The sequence below is a fragment of the Brevundimonas vesicularis genome (assembly GCF_027886425.1).
GTDB lineage: Bacteria > Pseudomonadota > Alphaproteobacteria > Caulobacterales > Caulobacteraceae > Brevundimonas > Brevundimonas vesicularis_C.
This window is the reverse complement of record NZ_CP115671.1, coordinates 2,616,085-2,633,287: the sequence shown is the minus strand read 5'-3', so window position 1 is coordinate 2,633,287 and position 17,203 is coordinate 2,616,085. Positions and strand designations below refer to the sequence as shown.

Below are 17,203 nucleotides of genomic sequence, written 5' to 3'. Positions count from 1 at the left end.
CCAGGGCCTTTCGACCGGTCTGGCCCGACGACCCGGCCGACGGCGCCGTTTCCGCCCCGGTCCGAGCCGACGCTCGTCGAGGCCGAACCGGCGCCGGCCGTGCGCGCGGTGCGCCAGCGTCTAACGGCCGAGGCCGCGCCGCGCCGCGAAGGACCGGTCGTGCCGATGCGGCTGTATGCGATCTATGTGCTGATCCTATTGGCGGTGCCGACGCTGGGCGTGTCGTGCCTGGTGGCCCTGCTTGCGGTGATGCGGCGCGATGGGTCGACGGATCCGCTGGAGCACAGCCATGCCGTCTATCAGCAGCGCACCATCGTCGGTGCGGTCGGGGCGGCGGTCGTCGGAGCCCTTCTGATCGTGGTCAACATCGGCGTGCTGGTGCTGTTCGCCCTGGCGATCTGGGTCCTGGCGCGCGGCGCGTTCGGGGTGCTGAAACTGAAGAGCGGACAGGCCGTTCCTCACCCCCGCAGCCTGTTGTTCTGAAGGGCCGACGATGACGAACGAACCCAATTTCATCGCCGGGCAGCCATCCGAGGGCAAGGTCGGGGCGCTGATTGCCTGGGCCCTGTTCATCCTGTCGATCCCCAGCGCCAATGTGCTGGTTCTGATCGGGCTGGTGGTGTCTTATGTCACGCGCGGGACGGCGACGGGCGTGGCGCGCCAGCATATCGAGGCGCAGATCTGGCTGTTCTGGTCGGTCTTCTGGTGGACCATCGCGGCCTGGGTCGGGATCTTCGTCAGCGCCCTGGCGTCGGTGGTGCTGATCGGCATTCCGTTCCTGCTGCTATTCCTGCTGATCTGGTTCCTGCTCAGCGTCTGGTTCACGATCAAGAGCGTGATCGGCCTGCTGAACCTGCTGAACGACAAGCCGATCTGACGCTGACGGAACGTCCCGGCGGCCTTGGCGGTTGATCCGCCAAAGGAGAACCCGATGGGACAGTTCAAGGACGTCGAAGGCGACAACCGGTTCGAACAGGCGTTCGACGACGACAAGGGCGCGGGCCTGGTCTGGGCCGACTATGCCGTCAAGGGCGATGCGCGGATCATCCTGCATGTCGAGGCCGAGCCGTCGCTGCGCGGATCAGGCGCTGCCGGGCGGTTCATGCAGTCCCTGGCCGATCATGCGCGCCTGACAGGGCTGAAGCTGTTTCCCCGGTGCAGCTACGCCGTCGCCTGGCACAAGCGGCATCCGGATTACGACGACGTCTTAGCCTAGGCGATGCCGCCGCCCCGCGATCGGAGGGCGGCGGTTTCGGTTTAGCCGCCGGCGTAGCCGCCGATGATCGGCAGGATCTCGCCAGTGATGAAGCTGGACATCTGGGGCGAGGCCAAGAAGACGTAGGCGGGCGCGATCTCTTCGGGCTGGGCCGGGCGTTTCATCACCGTGTCGGCGCCGAACTTCGAGGTCGCCTCGGCGTCCTTGTCGGCGGGGTTCAGCGGGGTCCAGACCGGGCCGGGTGCGACGACGTTCACGCGGATGCCGCGCGGCGCCAGATGCGTGCCCAGCGAACGGGCGTAGGCGTGGATGCCGCCCTTGGTCAGGGAATAGTCGAGCAGATCCTTGTTGCCCATCAGGCCGGTGACCGAGCCGGTCATGACGATGGCGCCGCCGGCCTTCATGTGCGGGACCGCCGCCTTGGTCATGTTGAAATAGCCGTAGAGGTTGGTCTTCAACGTGCGGTCGAAATGTTCATAGGTCAGGTCCTCGAAGGCGGGGACGTGTTCCTGGAAGGCGGCGTTGGGGACCAGGACGTCCAGGCGGCCGAAGGCGTCCAGCGTCGCCTTGACCGCCATCTCGGCGAAGGCGGGGTCGGACACGTCGCCCTTCAGCACCACGGCGCGGCGACCCTCGGCCTCGACGGCGGCCTTGGTGGTTTCGGCGTCGGCGTCCTCGTCCAGATGGCAGATGACGACATCGCAGCCTTCGCGCGCAAACAGGACGGCGACCGAACGGCCGATGCCGGAATCCGCGCCGGTGATCAGGGCGGCGAACCCGTCTAGCTTGCCCGACCCCTTCCAGAAGGGCGCATCATAGAGGGGCGCGGGATCCAGCGCCGCCTCGTCGCCCGGCTTGGTCTGATGCTGTTTGGGGAAGGGCGGTTCGGGGTAGGGGCGGGCGCCGGCCTGCATCGCGCCGGAGGGTTTGTCATCGCCGGACGCCTTGTCCTTGGCGTCGATGTCGCGCTGGATGGCGCGTTCCTGATCGGCAATGTCTTCGGCGCGCGTGTGGGTGCGGTCGTCCATGGATGTCGTCTCCTGAAGATGGGGTCTTCAGGAAAGCGGACGGGCGGGCGGGTCGTTCCGACGGCCCAGCTTCGGTTGTCAGCCGACGCGGTGGACGATGGTCTTGATGGTCTCGGCCTTGGTCGGCAGATCGGCGGCGAGGCGCGAGGCGATCTCGCGGGCGCCGACCGGATAGGCGTCGCCGCCGTCCGCAATGGCCTTGGCCTTGGCAGCAGCTTCCAGCAACAGCTTTTCCAGACCTTCGATCTCTTCCAGCGCCAGTGCGTGGGCTTCGAGCTGAAGGCGTTTGACGCGGTCGGCGGTGGTTTCGGGCGCTTTCATCAGGTCGTAGATCTCGGCCTCGGCCGCGACGAGCCGCAGGTCAGGCTTGGCGTCGGAACCGGTGGATTTGGCCATGGAATCACGTCTCCCGCAAACGACAGGAGCCTAGGGTGAGGCCGATCGAGATTGACGTCGAGCGTTGCTGTAACGGTTGTGGCGACACTGTGGCCCCCACGCATCGGTCGTTTACCGCTCTGGCGCGCGGGCCGGGACCATCGCCGGCGCAGCGACGGGAGCCAGGACGCCGCCGGCGACCGCACGCAGCGGCGAGCGCGGCGTGTGCAGGACGGCCGGTGAGACGCTGACGCCGTCCTGGACCGGGGTGACCAGATAGCCCTTGGCGGCCAGCTTGTCGCCCGAGCGGACGCGCGAGGTCCAGACCGTGATCGGGGCGGCCAGCAGCAGTGGCAGGACGATCGGGGCGAACCAGGTGGCCAGGTCGGGCCGGACGGCGAGCGGGATCAAGAAGCCGACGCCGGCGATCATCTGCCAGCGCATGGCGCGGAAAGCGTCGGACCAGGCCAGGCCGTCGGCCTCACGCTGCTGGGTCGACCAGCCGGTGTCGTGGCCCGAGACGATCTGGATGAAGGCCTTGGTGTTGGCGACCATCAGGATCGGGGCCAGGATGGCCGACAGGGCGATCTCGGCCGCCATACCCTTGGCGATGGCGCGACGGCCGCCGAAGGCGCGCAGCTCGGCCGGACGGCTGAGGACCAGGGCGGCGCCCATGAACTTGGGCCCGATCAGCAGCACGCCGGACAGGAATGAGGCCAGCATGAAGGGCGTGAACTGGGGGTTCAGGATGTAGAAGAAGCTGGTCCAGTCGACCGGATAGAACATCTGGATGAACAGGCCGACCATCAGCGACGCCAGCCACAGGGGCGACGACAGATAGGCCATGCAGCCCATCAGCAGCTGCAGGCGGCTCATCGGCGACAGGCCCTTGGCCGTGATCAGGCCCAGGTGCTGGAGGTTGCCCTGGAACCAGCGGTGGTCGCGCCGGATGAAGTCGGTGATCGACGGCGGGGTCTCTTCCCACGATCCGTCCAGCGAGGCGGTGACGTGGACGGCCCAGCCGGCGCGGCGCATCAGGGCGGCCTCGACGACGTCATGGCTCATGATGTGACCGCCGAAGGGCTTTCTGCCCTTCAGGTGCGGAAGGCCGCAGCAGGCGGCGAAGGCGCGCGTGCGGATGATGGCGTTGTGGCCCCAGTAGCTGGATTCCGAACCGGTCCAGTAGGCCAGACCGGCAGCGGCGACGCGGCCGTACAGACGCACCGAATACTGCGACACGCGCGCGAAGATGGTGCGGGCCTTAATGATGACCGGGGCGGTCTGTATTAGGCCGACGCCGGGATTGCGTTCCATGGCGTCGACCATGCGCAGCAGGGTTTCGCCAGCCATGGTGCTGTCGGCGTCCAGGACGATCATGTTCTCATAGGCGCCGCCGAAACGACGGACCCATTCGGCCAGGTTGCCGGCCTTGCGTTCGGCGTTGTCGGTGCGGCGACGGTAGAAGGCCTTGGAGTTAGCGGCCATGCGGAACGCCTGGAACACCGAACGCTCGGCGGCGGCGGCGTCTTCCTTGGTCGAATCGCTGAGCACGAAGATGTCGAAGGCCGACGAGGCGCCCAGACGCGCCAGGCAGGAATCGATCTGGGACAGGCGCGCGAAGGACGAACGGGCGTCCTCGTTGTACAGCGGCATCAGCAGGGCCGTGCGGGTGCGCGGCATCGGCGGATGCGGCGAGAAGGCGAGGTCCGCCTGATCCTTGCCGCGCAGCATGACGAACAGGCCCATCAGGCCGCTGACGAACCAGCAGGAGATGGCGGTGATCAGGACCATGAACAGGCTGAAGGCCAGGATCTCGGTGCCGTCCCAACCCTTGCGGGCATACAGGTAGAAGGGCGTGATGGCCGACAGGCCGGTCAGGACGATGGTGCCGGCCAGCAGGGCCAGGCGGCGCGTCGCGACCGTGCGCGGCGAGGTCGCGGGCGTCAGGTCGGCGACGGCGTCGGGCGCGGACAGGGACTGAACCGGCATGGCCAGCGGCGCCTCGTCGGGCAGCCACGACCAGCTAGGCGTTTGCGCGCCGTGGATCGTCGTCTCGATTTCAGCCTGTTCGACAGGCCGGATCGCCAGCTTGTTCATGCCGCTCTGGACGCCCCCGAGTGAACCGGATGTCGTCCCGAGGGCTGGGGACGACGCGGAGTGCTGCACTGCAACACGACCTGCATAATCGATCACATTCGCGCGATTTTCAATCACGCAATGTTGATGAAACCAAAAAATATGGGGGTGAAGTCAGGCCGGAACGTCGAACGAGGCGGGAGCCGGGCGGCCGTGCGGCGACTCCGTGGCGACCGAAAGCAGTTTACGGTCCAGGACCCAGGCTGCAACCCCCACCCAGCAGACCAGTACGATGGCGTAGAGCCGCTCCCACCAGCCGACGTTGGCGTCATTGACCGTGCCGGGGAAGACGAGGTGCTTGGTCAGGACCGTCAGGATCGCCATGACGACGAAGGTGACGACGAGGAAGAGCTTCAGGCGCGGCACGTCCCGGCGTTTGGCCAGCCCCCACAGCAGCAGCATCGGCGCCAGCTGGATGCCCAGGGCCAGATTGATGATCATGTGGCGCGGATCGGGCCAGGGCCACAGGGTCGAGGCCGACATGCCGCCGCCGGCCAGGATGAAGACGATGGCGATGACCCAGGCCGCGACCCGCGCGCCGGTCAGGGCGTAGATGGCCAGGCCGAAGCCGATCCCCGCCAGCCCGGCCATGACGCCGGCGACGAAGACCCCGCCGTTGAAGATGATCGGCGCCTTGGCCGTCGCTCCGCCCAGTTCGCTCAGATACTGGGTGGCATTGTTGAAGCCGGGGTAGGCCAGGATGGCCACGGCGACCACTGTCAGAGCCAGAAGCGGGGCTGCGACACCCACGCCCAGCAGGCGACGACGGCGGTGATAGCGAAGCTGCGGCTTCAGCAGAGCCTGAAGGTCCAGCGGCCAGGGCCGGCCGTCCAGCGGCTTCAGCCCCCACAGCGGGCGAATGGCCGGGACGCGACGCACGACCTCATAGATCGCCAGACTGCCGACGAAGGTCACGGCGATCAGCGACAGCAGTTCGACCGGCGCCGGCAGGTTGGCCGGGCGGATGATCCAGACGGCCGCGACCAGCACCGTCTGGTGCGCCAGATAGAGGGGGAAGGTGGCCTGGGTCAGATAGTTGAGCGCAGGGCCGCCCCGGTCGCGCAGATGGCGATAGCCGAAGCCCAGGATGGCGACGATCACCGCCCATTGGTCGATGCCGTACACGGCGGCCTTGGGCACGCCCCAGAAGGCCCGCGCGCCGGGATGCCAGACCTGGACCATCAGGATCGGCAGGGCGACGGCCGCCAGGGCCAGGGCGATCCAGCGATAGCGCTCCATCGTGCGCCACAGGCTCTCACGCCCCACGATGCTGAAGCCGAACAGGAAGGCGACCAGCGACAGGGCGTGGTTGTACCAGTCGTTGTGCAGGGTGTTGGTCAGGCCGAACCAGGGAAAGAGCAGCCAGCGGATGGCGAACAGATAGAGGATCGGCAGGATCAGCAGGCGCGGGCCTGTCAGCGCCTTTTCCAGCCCGTCCCCCAGTCGGTCGATCAGGCCGGGCTGGCGCCACAGGACCACGGCGACCAGGCTGTAGACGGCGATATAGACGATGAACCACAGATGGTTGACCGGCACGCCGTCGGCGAGGCCGCTCCAGCTGAACTCATGACCCAGCCAGGCGACGAAGCCGGCGACGCCGCCGGGCCAGCCGCCCTTGTCCATCGACTCGATCCACGACTGGATCGGCACCAGAACCAGGGCGCCGAAGATCAGGGGCGGGACAAGCCGCTCGAACCGGGCGCGAGCGACCTCGCGCGGGGTGCGCCGGAAGGTCATGAACCGCAGGGCGGCGCCCGACACCAGAAACAGCAGGGTCAGCCGCCAGGGGTTGGTGACCAGGATCGCCTCGCGCATCCACTCGAAGGTGTGGGCGCTGTGGATGTGCCAGTCATAGACCCCGTAAACCAGGCCCACATGATACAGGATCAGCAGGCCGAAGGCGCCGACCCGGATCCAGTCGAGATCGTAACGGCGCTGGGTCGGGGAAGCGGACGGGTTCACGGCCGCGTCTATGATCCGCGTCTGCGCATCAGGCAAGACGCCGGATGGACGCGGGGCGCCGCCAACCCCGCATCCGGTTGAACGGACTAGACCGTCTCCGTAAGGCCCAAGGCCTTCAGCGTCGCTGCGACCGAGGCGCCCTGTTCGGCGCGGTACAGGGCCATCTCGTCCTGGACCGGGCGGCCCAGCGCCTGTTCGAAATCGGCCTTGGCGGGATCGACGGCATAGGCGGTTTCGCGGGCCTCCGAGCCCAGGTTGGACTGGAAGATGCCGGCGGCGCTGACAGGCAGGAAGTCTTCATAGGTGATGGGTTCGGCGACGACGTGGCCCGAGGAGATCAGGGCTTCCAGGTCGGCGGTCTCGGCGCGGCCGGCCAGGCCCTCCGGCGTCGCGCGATAGCGGAACCAGGCCAGCTCTGCGCGGCGCAGGGCGTCCCAGTCGTCGGGCAGGGCGGAGAAGTCCGTCTTCGCCAGCGCCTCGTCATACAGGGCGCGACCGGCGGGGGTCAGGGCGCAGCCGCGCTGTTCGATCTCGCCGAAGCGGGCGGTGTGGGCGCCCGCCGTGGGGCCGTCGGCGCCGGGGAAGGTGATCGCCTCCTGCAACGCCTTGAAGCTGGTCTGGCGAAGCAGGATCGGACAGGCGCGGGCGGGCGGACCCTCGATGGTTTCCTTCGGGCTGATGCCGCGTGCGGGCATGGCGGCCTGGGCCGCATCGATATCCAGCGTGCGCGGCGTCAGATGGTTGATGTGCGGCCCCTTGAAGCTGACCACATCAGCGATCAGTCGGTGGGCGGCGACCAGGCGTTCGTAGGTCTCGGCGCTGACTGTCGCCTGGGCGTGCCAGCGGAAGGTCTCCAGCAGTTCGAACACGAACCGATCGGCCTGAGCCTCGTCCAGACCGCCGGCGGCCTGCGCCGTCTCGATCAACTCACGCGCGCCGGGGGTGAAGATGTCGCGGCGGGCCAGGGTCTCGGCCGCCTCTGCGCGCAAGGCTTCGTCCTCGATCAGTTCCAGCCGCAGCAGTGAGGTGAAGACCCGGAACGGATTGCGCGAGAGCGCCGCCGGATCGACGGGGCGGAAGGCGGTCGAATGGACCGGCACCCCGGCGGGCGCCAGATTGTAATAGCTGACCGGCTCCATCCCCATGACCGCAAAGGCGCGCGCGATCGTGGCCAGTTCATCGGCCGTCCCGACGCGGATGGCGCCGTGGCGCTCCTCCGACAGACGCGCCAGTTCGCCGGACGCCGCCAATCGGTCCGCGCCGCCGGCGTCGGCTTTCAATGTCTGCGCATTGATGTCCGCCACCAGCGTCAGCAGATCGCCGTATTGCGGCACTTCGGCCCGATACATGGCGGACAGGGCTGCCGAAAATCGGCTGCGGATCTCGTCAGGATGGACGAAGGCGGACATGAGCGCTCCCATTTTTCGCCGATCCATAGGCCGACTGACCGCCGGTTGAAACCCGGCGGCCGTCGCAAGAGTCAGGCGTCGACGCCGACGCCGATCGGGCAGACCACGCCGGTCCCGCCGATGCCGCAGTATCCGGCCGGGTTCTTGGCCAGATAGCCCTGGTGATAGCCCTCGGCGTAGAAATAGTCGCCCGCCGGCTCGATCTCGGTGGTGATCGTCCCGCGCCCGGCCTGGGTCAGGGCGGCCTGATAGGCGTCGCGCGACGCCTCGGCCTCCGCCTGCTGCTCGGCGTTCAGCGTGTAGATGGCCGAGCGATAGGTGGTGCCGATGTCGTTGCCCTGGCGCATGCCCTGGGTCGGGTCGTGGTTCTCCCAGAAGGTCTTCAGCAGTTCGGCGTAGGTGATGACGCTCGGGTCGAAGACGACCTTGACCACCTCGGTATGACCCGTCCGGCCGGTGCAGGTTTCCTCATAGGTCGGGTTCGGCGTAATCCCGCCGGAATAGCCGGCCGAGGTCACCCACACCCCAGGCAACTGCCAGAAGATGCGCTCCACGCCCCAGAAACAGCCCATGCCGAAGATGGCGGTCTGGAACCCGTCGGGATAGGGCCCCTTCAGCGGATGGCCGCTGACATAGTGGTTCACATCGGTGTCCAGCGGCTCGGCGCGTCCGGGCAGGGCGGTCTCGGGCGTGGGCATTTCGGCGGTCTTCTTGAACAGCATTTGCGGCTCTCTCATCGGAAAATGGCGTTGAAGTCCATATGGGGATGCGAGAGGCGCTTGCCGAGGGGGCGAGTGTGTTCTATCAGGCCCGCCTCCCGCCGGATCGACCTCCGGCGGCGCGCAAGACGCAGCGTGAAACGGACAGGTGGCGGAGTGGTCGATCGCGCACGCTTGGAAAGCGTGTGTAGGTGAAAGCCTACCGAGGGTTCGAATCCCTCTCTGTCCGCCACCCCGCAAATTTTATCGTATATTTTCATAATCTTATTCTCCGGACTGTCTAACCGCAGGTGCCGGGTTAGACAGATTTTGTTCTGCTTGCGTACTTTGCCCGATGCGCTTCATGGCGCTGTCCGCCAAGTCGCGGCGCCCCGCCTCTCGCGTGTACCGTTCGACTTCTTTGAGAGTTTGGTGGCCGGTGATGGCCATAATCTCGTGTGCCGAGCAGCCGGCCTCTGCGAGTCGCCGTGCTGCAGCTTTACGCAGACCGTGCGCCGAACAGTGGGGTAACTCTGCCCGCTCTGCCGCCTTGCTAATCCAGTTGCCGAAGCCTTTTGCGGTGAATGGTTTGCCCTGTTCGGTCGTCAGTAGAACCAAGTGTTCTGACGGACGTGCGGCAAGGGAGGCCTTGAGCTGCGGGTGTTGGCTTATGTCGACGAGCTGGCCGGTCTTCTCCTGCCGGACCGTGACCCGCCCGCCTTGAACCTGCTGCTTGGTCATTTGCCGCACATCGCCCGATCTTTGCGCGGTGTAGAGTAGAAGGTCGAAAGCCAGCCTTTCCTTCGTCCCAACGGGCCACCGCCGTTCAAAAGCAGCGACTTCAGCTTCGGTCCACGTATGAAAGCCCTGACTGCGGTAGCGGAGCATTTTCACGCCTACGGTTGGGTCGCTCCTCAGCAGACTTCGCGCCATCGCGAACCGCATAACCGCCCTAAGTACCTTGAGCATGTTGTTGGCCGCTGTCGGTGCTGCTGCCTGCTTGTCCATCTGCCCCCGGATGTGCCGCGCCTCAAGCAGGGCGATGGGGTTGTCGCCGTACTTGTCTCGATAGCGGTCGAGAATTCCCCTGTAGGTTCGCTGTGTCGCTTGGCTCAAGCGTTGGAAGTCAGCGGAGGCATAGTACGCGACGGCGAGGGCATGGACTGATCCAGGCTTGGTCCGATCTGCCCCTACAATTGATGGCGCGGCCGAGGAGGCCGCGGCGTACCAACTCCACCACGCAACGGAATCGAACGTCTCGCGCGTCTGACATTCAGGCAGACCCTTCTTACGAAACCGCCACCGCATATTGCCGTGGCGATCGTAGTAGTAGCTGACGTTGCGGGGGCGCTTGGTCATGCAGCGGCGTCTTAGAACGTCGCATTGTGACTCATTTAGGAAGTTCGGAAGGGCGGCTTTCAGGATGTGCGAGCTCGTTCGAATCGCGTCCGGCTCACAGCCGCGGGCGAAGTTGGGAACTATGTTGTCGGTCGCGAGGCGCTAACTGCTCACTCGTCGCTACCCAGGAAAGCCCAGTCGCGGTGCGGTGATCCAAGCCTGTGAGAAGCGGATCGCATCGTTTAAGATCGATGTGGGCGGGCGACCGCTCGAAGAGCGGGGGCATGATCGGTGAGCGCATTAACGCGAGGCTCGAGGTCGAGCGGATCGATCTGATCCACAACGATCTGTCCTCTGCGGCCTTCCATCTCAAAGCCCGGATTGACAAGGCGCTAGCTCCGGGTGGCGAGCGGGATGGGGTGGGGCTCGACATCATGGCCGGGATCACGATGCTTGCCTACACGCTAGAAGCCTACATCAACTTTGTCGGCGACCTAAGGGTCGACAATTGGGACGAACGCGCCAGCGGCAAGGAAAAGCGCCAGGCCGTCTGGAAAGCTCTGGGGCTCGAGTGGCACTCGGCCCAACGACCGGCCTCGACGGTACTGCAGCTGATGAAGGCCCGGGACATGATGGCTCACGGCAAGCCGGTGAAGACCAAGAAGGCGTGGGAAGCCCAAGGGACGGACGGCGAGTTGCAGAAGCTTCTTCGCGATTACCAGACCGAATTCGACGCCCTGACCACTCCAGAGTTCTTCGCCGTTGCCTATGACGACGTCGAGGCGCTGTGGCGCACATTGTTGGAAGCGGGAAAGATCGAGGTGATCGAGACCTTTGACCAAGGCGTCAGTGGCATCACCTTCATCAGCCACGCTCAATGAAGCACGCTCTGGGTGTCGCGTTATGGGTGGCGTTCTGCGGTTCAGTCGCGGTGCCCTGCGTTGCCATCGCCCAAGAGAGCGTGAAGCCTGAGGTGCCGACGCCTGTGAAGGAGCCATCGGCGACCGGTCCCGTCTCCGTAGCGATCCTTCGATCGCCCGATGAGATCAGGACGCAGAGCGAAGTCGATCGCGCGAATCGATCTTTAACTGAACGGGATCTCGCAGCCCAAGTCAGAGCGGCCGATGCGGCCGAACGCCAGATCACCGCCGCTTGGGTGGCCGCGATCCTGTCCGGCATAGGCACGATGCTGCTGGCCGCGACGCTTTGGGACACACGAAGGACGAGCCGTCGGCAACTGAGAGCGTATCTGGATTTCGACGACACGGTGCTTGAGGCGGTCGAGGCGTCGGGTGATGCGAGCGACTGGTGGGAGGCGCGTTTCCGCGTCAAGAATTTTGGAGAGACGCCGGCGTTCGGTGTCACCATCGACGTGAGATCACACCGTCCCTGGCGGCCGGATGTCGTCGTCATTGACGACAGGAAGACCCCCCAACCCATCGGCGGCATCACCCGAGGCGACGATTTCACCTATCGCGTAGCGACCTACATCGCCCTGCAAGATAAAGAGCGCATCGCTGGCGACGACACGGTCGTCTGGTTCGAAGCGGTGGTCGCCTACAGGGACACTTTCGGTCGCCGTCGGCGGACCTCGGCGATATGGGACGTCACCGCCGAACCGGGTCTCGCTCTTCGCGAGGGCAGCCACGTCATGACGTGAGGCGATGCGCCTGCGAGTACGCCGGAGGCGATGACGCCGTGTCTTTCGTTCCGATTCACTCGCTTTGCGCGCGGAGACCAACGTCCAATTCTGGCGGGGCGCAGCGCACTTCGCAGGTCCCGATTAGCCGCCAGACAGACTTTATGTTTGACTGGTCCTTGGCCCCGTAGATCGGCCATCAATTGCGGAGGGCGCGTGTCGCTTGCTCAGAGTTACACGATGGCCAGCCAAGCGCCTCCAGCGATGGCTTGGCGCGAGTATGAAGAGCTCGTTCTTGCCAAGTGGAAGGACTGCTTGCCTCGTCGCCAGCTGAAAAAGCGGTTCAGCAGTTTTTGGAGGTACACCCCTGCATGGTTCCGGGGCCCACCGCAGCTATTGGCTATGCGGGCCACGGGGGTGATCCGCCAGCGCTTATTACGCAGCCGGCACTGCCGGCGTTCACAAGCCGAATCCCTGATTTTCTCTGGATCGGCCGCAATAGCGCCGCGGTGTATCCAATCCTTATCGAGATCGAGGCCCCCGGTAAGGCGTGGTTCACGGCGCGTGGAACAGCGAGTGCACAGCTTACTCAAGCGCTGGGCCAGATTCACGAGTGGAAGGCGTGGTTTGCTGACCACCACAACGTAGCGTCATTCCTAAAATACTATCGTGTTGAGACACACGGACGTCCACTTCTGCCCCGCTATATTCTCGTTCACGGTCGTCGCAGCGAGTTCGACGCCAACAAGGCGCTCGTGGCCAAGCGCGCAGCAATGGAAACGCCCGACATCGTCTTAATGACTTACGACCGCTTGACGCCGGATAGGAACGCCGGCGACGTGATGACGGTGAAGCTGAAGGCGGATGGCTATCATGCGATCTTCGCACCCCCGACCTTGGAGCTCGGCCCCAACATTGCCGAAGGCTTGGCGCGCATTGTCGGCAAGCAAGACGCCGTGTTGGCAAGTCCCTATTTCACCGACGAGTGCCAGACCTTCATAGTCGAGCGCCTCGCCTATTGGGACAACTGGGTTCGGACGAGCTCGAAGGGCATCCGGAACTTGGGGCATCGAGAATAGGCGAGAGATCATTCGGCTAATCTAAACCGAGACCGCTCGGCTTCCGTCGTGGAATGTCCACGACGGCTTCAGCGGAGCGCGGTCTGAAAGTCAGGCTGCCGGCAGCGCGCCAATGTCAGCTCCTGGCGCATCGCCGACATCACCAACCACCGCGCCTGACTCAATGCGGACGCCGAGAATGTCCGTTTATGGGCCGATGTTTGACGCGGTGATCAGGCCCTGTCCCCATGTTCGGCCGCCCCTGTATGCCGCAGGATTACACACCGGGGGTCGTTGCCGGGTTCGGGGAGGTCGCGTAGGCCTGCACCCGAGCGCAACAGGCGCCCGGCCGCGAGCCCGACTATGGTTAAATCTCCGAAAACGCCCGGTCGCGGCATGTCCAGCGGGGCTGAGGCCGCCCTGAAAGGCTTCAGCTATCAGATCGATGTGTCGGTGTTCGCCGCCTTGCGCCTGCTGCTTATCGACAACAGCGCCACCCGGCTCACACTGGAGCCGGCCAATGAGGAAGATCTCGAAGTCGACATCGCGCCGGACGAACCGGGCAGGGTTGTGCCGATCGCTACCACGGCGCAGGGCTATCGCCTGGTCATTCAAGTCAAGCTCGAAAACGGCAACCCGTGGTCGGTGGAGGCCTTTGACAGGCTTCTGAAGAAAGGGACGAACCGGACGCCGGCGAAGGCCCATCTGGACGACCTTAACGTCCGGTACCTGCTCATCACCTCCGCAGACGCGACAGGTGTCGCACGCGATCTTCTGATGACAGGCTTCGAGGACTGGCCCCCGGCCGCTGACTTCCCGGCCAGCCTGAAATCAACGCTGACCGTCCAGCCTGAGGGGCGCATTGGAATTCTGGGAGGGTTGGGCGAGCGGTCGTTGGAACTGGAAATCGACGCTGTCCTCGGCCAGCTGTTGCACGTCCCACGCCCACGTCGCGCGGACTGCCTTGCGCAGTTGCGCACCGATGCCCGCACACGGATGGGAAATGCGACTCCAGGCGTCTGGGTCCGCGACGACCTGCAGGCGGTTATCCGCGCACATGGGGGTTATCTTGCCAGCGGGGCGGATAGGGATGCTTTCGTAGAGCCCGCCAACTATGACGCGATCACTAAGGGTCTGGACAAGAACCATTCCGTCATCCTGTCCGGACCGTCGGGCACGGGCAAAACCCAGACGGCGCTCGCACTCTGCGATCGGGCCCGTCGCCAGGACGGCGACGTTGAAATCATCATCGTCGACACCACCGGCGATCCATCGCTCGTCCGCAGCGTCTCGGACACCGGACCCCGGGTCTATTACATGGAGGACCCTTGGGGGCAGAACAGCCTGCGGGGTGGATCCGAAGCGTGGACTGCGCAGCTTCCCGGCATCCTGCGCACCGCCAGCGATCGTCGCAAGTTCGTCATCACCTCACGTTTGGACATGCTGCAGCAAGCCAATGCTGAGGTGGAGCTGCGGCGCTGGACCGTCGCGCTGGAATCCGAGAACTACGCCGACGGCCAGCTGGCCGAGATCTACAACCGGCGGATGGACCAGCTGCCCGGCGAACTGCAGACCCCGGCTCTGGCGTTCCGGGATCATGTCTTGGGCGTTCTCGAGACGCCGCTCGAACTGGATCTGTTTTTCACCCAGCTGGCGGACGGTCGCGCCGGTTCCGAGAATGACGGCGAGTTCCTGCACCGGCTACTGGCGTCAGCGCACCGCGACGCTGTCGAGGGTTCTGTCCAGACCTTCCTGACGGCGAACGGCTACAACACCGAAGCCATTATCATCTGGGCGGTGCTTGCGGCCAGAGGGCAGGGCGACCGCGGCCGCCTGGCCCTGATTGACCGTAGTGCGCGTCGCGGCGGGCTTGCGATGACGCGCGGCCTGATTCCGGTCGTCAACCGCCTAGTCGCCACTCGTCACCTCAAGATGCCGGGCCAGAGCCTTTCTTTCGCCCACCCGAGCGTGCGCGCCGGGTTCGAGGCGCTGGTACACGTGGACTGGTTTCATGCGATGAGTGCTCTCGATGCTCTGCTTGACGCCCTAGTCGCTATGGAGGGCAAGGATCGGGACTGGGCGCTGGAGACCGCGGCGCGCCTGCTCGTCCTCCTGCAGGGCTGGCCCGGCAATGAGGCGGCAGGTCCCGCCTACGCGCCGGTGCCGCGGGTCCAGGCGCTCATCGACGCATGGCTGGATGAGGCCCTGCTGGACCCGGCAGCTGACTTCGCAGCCCTGATCGCTCTGGCGGCCGACATCGGCAGCCCGACATCGCTGCCCAGCGAGGTCGCCCGCTGGTTCATGCGCGGCGTGCGCCGCGGTGCCGACTGGTTCCTCGAGACGTGGACCGCGCCGACCTATGACGACGCCTGGTATCAGCAGGTCGCCGCGGATCCCCGGACCGCGACCATCGCCGGGCGTTACATCCGCGAGATCCTGCCACGCGAGTCGCACGTGTACACCGACAGCATGCCGGCTGATGTCGATCGGCTCGCCAGAGGTATGGAGCCCGATTATCTCATTGCAGCCCGCTCCGTCGTCGGCGGCGGCCACGAACTCAGCGCCGGGGCCATTGCCGCCGGCGCCGTCCGGGACCTACAGGGCTTTCTTCCTATCCTTGGCATGGCGCTCGACGTGCAGGCGCAGAACCGCGCCGAGTACGAAAAAACCGAACGTCTCACCTGGCAGGCCATCGAGGATGGCGAGCGTGACGAAGGGTTTGCAGAGCATTTCCAGTCGATGCACGAAGACGACGGTTACGTAGCCGCTCGCTTCGTGACCGCGTGGATCGACGCAATGCGACAGGCCAGTCGATGGCGGGATTTGGAACACCACGCACGATCCACTGAGTTCGCCGATGACTGGGCCGACGCCATCGCAAGCTCGCCGCAGGCGCCGTCGCCCGGCGAGCTTGAGGCCGTGTTCCGGTGTGTCCGAACTGACCACGACACGGCCGCCGCATGGCGCGCGGTCGCAAGGCACTGGGACCCGGCGTTTGATGCCCGGCTGCGCGCCGCCCTGGTGCTTCGCCATGACCAGGAAGATCTGCGTCAGGCCCTCGTTGCCTGTGCGCTGGCGGCGGGATCGCCGCTGTTGCGCGATATCATCGCCCAGACCCGAGACGAGGGTCAACGCGTTCAGCTCGCAATCGATCTTGGGAAAACCATTGATGGCAGTGAAGCCCGACGAAACTATCCGGTGATTTCCGAAGCTCTCGCTGCAGGCCCACCGGGCGGGCGTCAACTCCTCCGTGCCCTGCCGACGCGCAAGCGCTTGCGGCCGGCAGACGGGCCCGCACTGACCCTCGCCGGAACAGCGGTGGAGACCGCGACCCATACCGCGCTCGCGGCCCTCGTCCGTTTGCTGATCGCGAGTGGAGCCGGGCCGGTCGATGCGGTGGAACGGTGGCTCGTTGCGGCTACAGACGCTCGGGACGCCGAGGCGGCGGCCGAGGCCGCGGCCGAACTCAACGATCCAGGCCTGCTGGCGTACGCGCTGGCTCATCCAAGGGCGAGCGCCCGCCGGGTCGCCCTGACCGCACTCGGACAAGCCGCGCCGGGGGCATTGCCTCCGGCGCTTCTAGCGCTCGCCCGTGACCCCGGCAGCGGCGTCAGGATGGCCCTCGTCAAGGTTCTGGAAACCCGGCGGGTCCCGGAGCACTTGGAGGCCTTGCTCATCCTATCGGAGGACACCTGGTCGAATGCCGAGCCTTACTACGACGCCGATCCCGGCTATCCGATTGCGCAGCGCGCGGTCAGCACACTCAGCTCATACGACGAGCTGAACGACGTCGTCGCCAACAGGCTGATCGACCTTGGCCTCGCGACGCGGGACCCGGAATTGCGTAAGCTAGCGTTCGCCGGTGCAGCAGACCGGGGTTCGTCGCAGATCCGCGCCCGCCTGTGGAATGAGGTCGTTCGCGGCAGCGGCCGACGCCCACGCCTTGCTGCGATCCTGGCTATGGCGTCGGCCACCAATGTTGAGGAGACAATAACGAACCAGGTGACGGCTTCCGTAATTCTGACTGGGCATCCCCGAGTGGTAGCAGCTCTCACTGACCTCATCGGGCGGCACGCCCCTGTACCGGCGGCGATCGCGCTGTTTGAGGACGTCTACCCTTCGCTGGATCGTCGCTCGCTGATGGTTCTGGGCGCCTCGGTGCTCGCGGCCCGGGACCCGGCGGCGGCAGAGCGGCTCATGAGCCTACTTGGCTCTGCACACCCGGCACGAAACCTCCTAACGCAAGGGGCCAATGGAACGCCAGCCGCGGTTCTAGATACCCTGGGCAACGTCGAAGTCCGGATGGCGGTGCGGCCCTATCTGTCCAGCCTGTTTCAGGAGTGA

General features: G+C 65.6%; 14 protein-coding genes and 1 tRNA gene. 8 read left to right on the top strand and 7 right to left on the bottom strand.

Annotated features, from left to right (window positions below; genetic code table 11):
* Positions 1-99 precede the first annotated feature (99 nt).
* From PFY01_RS13390 to PFY01_RS13380, 3 genes are read left to right on the top strand one after another with little or no spacing between them, the layout of a single operon-like run.
* Positions 100-483, top strand: coding sequence for a serine/threonine protein kinase (locus tag PFY01_RS13390; protein WP_271041654.1), 384 nt, complete (start codon positions 100-102; stop codon positions 481-483).
* Between the two features lie 10 nt (positions 484-493).
* Positions 494-877 (top strand): hypothetical protein, encoded by a 384-nt coding sequence (locus PFY01_RS13385; RefSeq protein ID WP_271041653.1) that lies wholly within the window; start codon positions 494-496, stop codon positions 875-877.
* Between the two features lie 54 nt (positions 878-931).
* On the top strand, positions 932-1,216 hold the full coding sequence (locus PFY01_RS13380) for a GNAT family N-acetyltransferase (protein WP_271041652.1): 285 nt from the start codon (positions 932-934) through the stop codon (positions 1,214-1,216).
* 41 nt (positions 1,217-1,257) lie between these two features.
* Here the strand turns inward: PFY01_RS13380 and PFY01_RS13375 are convergent, their stop codons facing one another.
* The 6 genes from PFY01_RS13375 to msrA form a co-directional block, all read right to left on the bottom strand.
* Positions 1,258-2,244, bottom strand: a complete 987-nt coding sequence (locus PFY01_RS13375; protein WP_271041651.1) for an SDR family oxidoreductase — start codon at positions 2,242-2,244, stop codon at positions 1,258-1,260.
* 78 nt (positions 2,245-2,322) lie between these two features.
* Positions 2,323-2,640, bottom strand: a complete 318-nt coding sequence (locus PFY01_RS13370) for a hypothetical protein (protein ID WP_039248149.1) — start codon at positions 2,638-2,640, stop codon at positions 2,323-2,325.
* A gap of 111 nt (positions 2,641-2,751) precedes the next feature.
* A complete protein-coding gene (gene mdoH / locus PFY01_RS13365) occupies positions 2,752-4,716 on the bottom strand; it encodes a glucans biosynthesis glucosyltransferase MdoH (protein WP_271041650.1) in 1,965 nt (654 codons plus the stop codon).
* A 153-nt stretch (positions 4,717-4,869) separates the two neighbouring features.
* Complete coding sequence (locus PFY01_RS13360; protein ID WP_271041649.1) at positions 4,870-6,717, bottom strand: acyltransferase family protein; 1,848 nt, start codon at positions 6,715-6,717, stop codon at positions 4,870-4,872.
* A gap of 86 nt (positions 6,718-6,803) precedes the next feature.
* Positions 6,804-8,126, bottom strand: a complete 1,323-nt coding sequence (locus tag PFY01_RS13355) for a VOC family protein (RefSeq protein ID WP_271041648.1) — start codon at positions 8,124-8,126, stop codon at positions 6,804-6,806.
* Positions 8,127-8,197: 71 nt separating this feature from the next.
* Complete coding sequence (msrA, locus tag PFY01_RS13350) at positions 8,198-8,848, bottom strand: peptide-methionine (S)-S-oxide reductase MsrA (RefSeq protein ID WP_039248158.1); 651 nt, start codon at positions 8,846-8,848, stop codon at positions 8,198-8,200.
* Positions 8,849-8,987: 139 nt separating this feature from the next.
* Here msrA and PFY01_RS13345 point away from each other — a divergent pair.
* A tRNA-Ser gene (locus tag PFY01_RS13345) sits at positions 8,988-9,077 on the top strand.
* Positions 9,078-9,109: 32 nt separating this feature from the next.
* On the opposite strand, the gene PFY01_RS13340 is transcribed toward PFY01_RS13345, so the two are convergent.
* On the bottom strand, positions 9,110-10,183 hold the full coding sequence (locus PFY01_RS13340) for a tyrosine-type recombinase/integrase (RefSeq protein ID WP_271041647.1): 1,074 nt from the start codon (positions 10,181-10,183) through the stop codon (positions 9,110-9,112).
* A 263-nt stretch (positions 10,184-10,446) separates the two neighbouring features.
* On the opposite strand from PFY01_RS13340, the gene PFY01_RS13335 reads away from it, so the two are divergent.
* The 4 genes from PFY01_RS13335 (at position 10,447) to PFY01_RS13320 (ending at position 17,203) form a co-directional block, all read left to right on the top strand.
* Complete coding sequence (locus tag PFY01_RS13335) at positions 10,447-11,043, top strand: hypothetical protein (protein WP_271041646.1); 597 nt, start codon at positions 10,447-10,449, stop codon at positions 11,041-11,043.
* Positions 11,040-11,822, top strand: a complete 783-nt coding sequence (locus tag PFY01_RS13330) for a hypothetical protein (protein ID WP_271041645.1) — start codon at positions 11,040-11,042, stop codon at positions 11,820-11,822. Before PFY01_RS13335 ends, PFY01_RS13330 begins: the two co-directional genes overlap by 4 nt.
* A gap of 281 nt (positions 11,823-12,103) precedes the next feature.
* The gene (locus PFY01_RS13325; RefSeq protein ID WP_271041644.1) at positions 12,104-12,880 is read left to right on the top strand and encodes a Shedu anti-phage system protein SduA domain-containing protein; all 777 of its coding nucleotides are present in this window, start codon (positions 12,104-12,106) and stop codon (positions 12,878-12,880) included.
* 342 nt (positions 12,881-13,222) lie between these two features.
* Entirely contained in the window at positions 13,223-17,203 is a 3,981-nt protein-coding gene (locus PFY01_RS13320; RefSeq protein ID WP_271041643.1) for an ATP-binding protein, read from the top strand.

Coding starts and splice junctions, on each gene's coding strand:
- PFY01_RS13370 (WP_039248149.1), bottom strand. CDS start 2,640: ATGGCCAAATCCACCGGTTCCGACGCCAAGCCTGACCTGCGGCTCGTC.
- msrA (WP_039248158.1), bottom strand. CDS start 8,848: ATGCTGTTCAAGAAGACCGCCGAAATGCCCACGCCCGAGACCGCCCTG.
- PFY01_RS13320 (WP_271041643.1), top strand. CDS start 13,223: ATGGTTAAATCTCCGAAAACGCCCGGTCGCGGCATGTCCAGCGGGGCT.
- PFY01_RS13340 (WP_271041647.1), bottom strand. CDS start 10,183: ATGACCAAGCGCCCCCGCAACGTCAGCTACTACTACGATCGCCACGGC.
- PFY01_RS13385 (WP_271041653.1), top strand. CDS start 494: ATGACGAACGAACCCAATTTCATCGCCGGGCAGCCATCCGAGGGCAAG.
- mdoH (WP_271041650.1), bottom strand. CDS start 4,716: ATGAACAAGCTGGCGATCCGGCCTGTCGAACAGGCTGAAATCGAGACG.
- PFY01_RS13335 (WP_271041646.1), top strand. CDS start 10,447: ATGATCGGTGAGCGCATTAACGCGAGGCTCGAGGTCGAGCGGATCGAT.
- PFY01_RS13375 (WP_271041651.1), bottom strand. CDS start 2,244: ATGGACGACCGCACCCACACGCGCGCCGAAGACATTGCCGATCAGGAA.
- PFY01_RS13330 (WP_271041645.1), top strand. CDS start 11,040: ATGAAGCACGCTCTGGGTGTCGCGTTATGGGTGGCGTTCTGCGGTTCA.
- PFY01_RS13380 (WP_271041652.1), top strand. CDS start 932: ATGGGACAGTTCAAGGACGTCGAAGGCGACAACCGGTTCGAACAGGCG.
- PFY01_RS13355 (WP_271041648.1), bottom strand. CDS start 8,126: ATGTCCGCCTTCGTCCATCCTGACGAGATCCGCAGCCGATTTTCGGCA.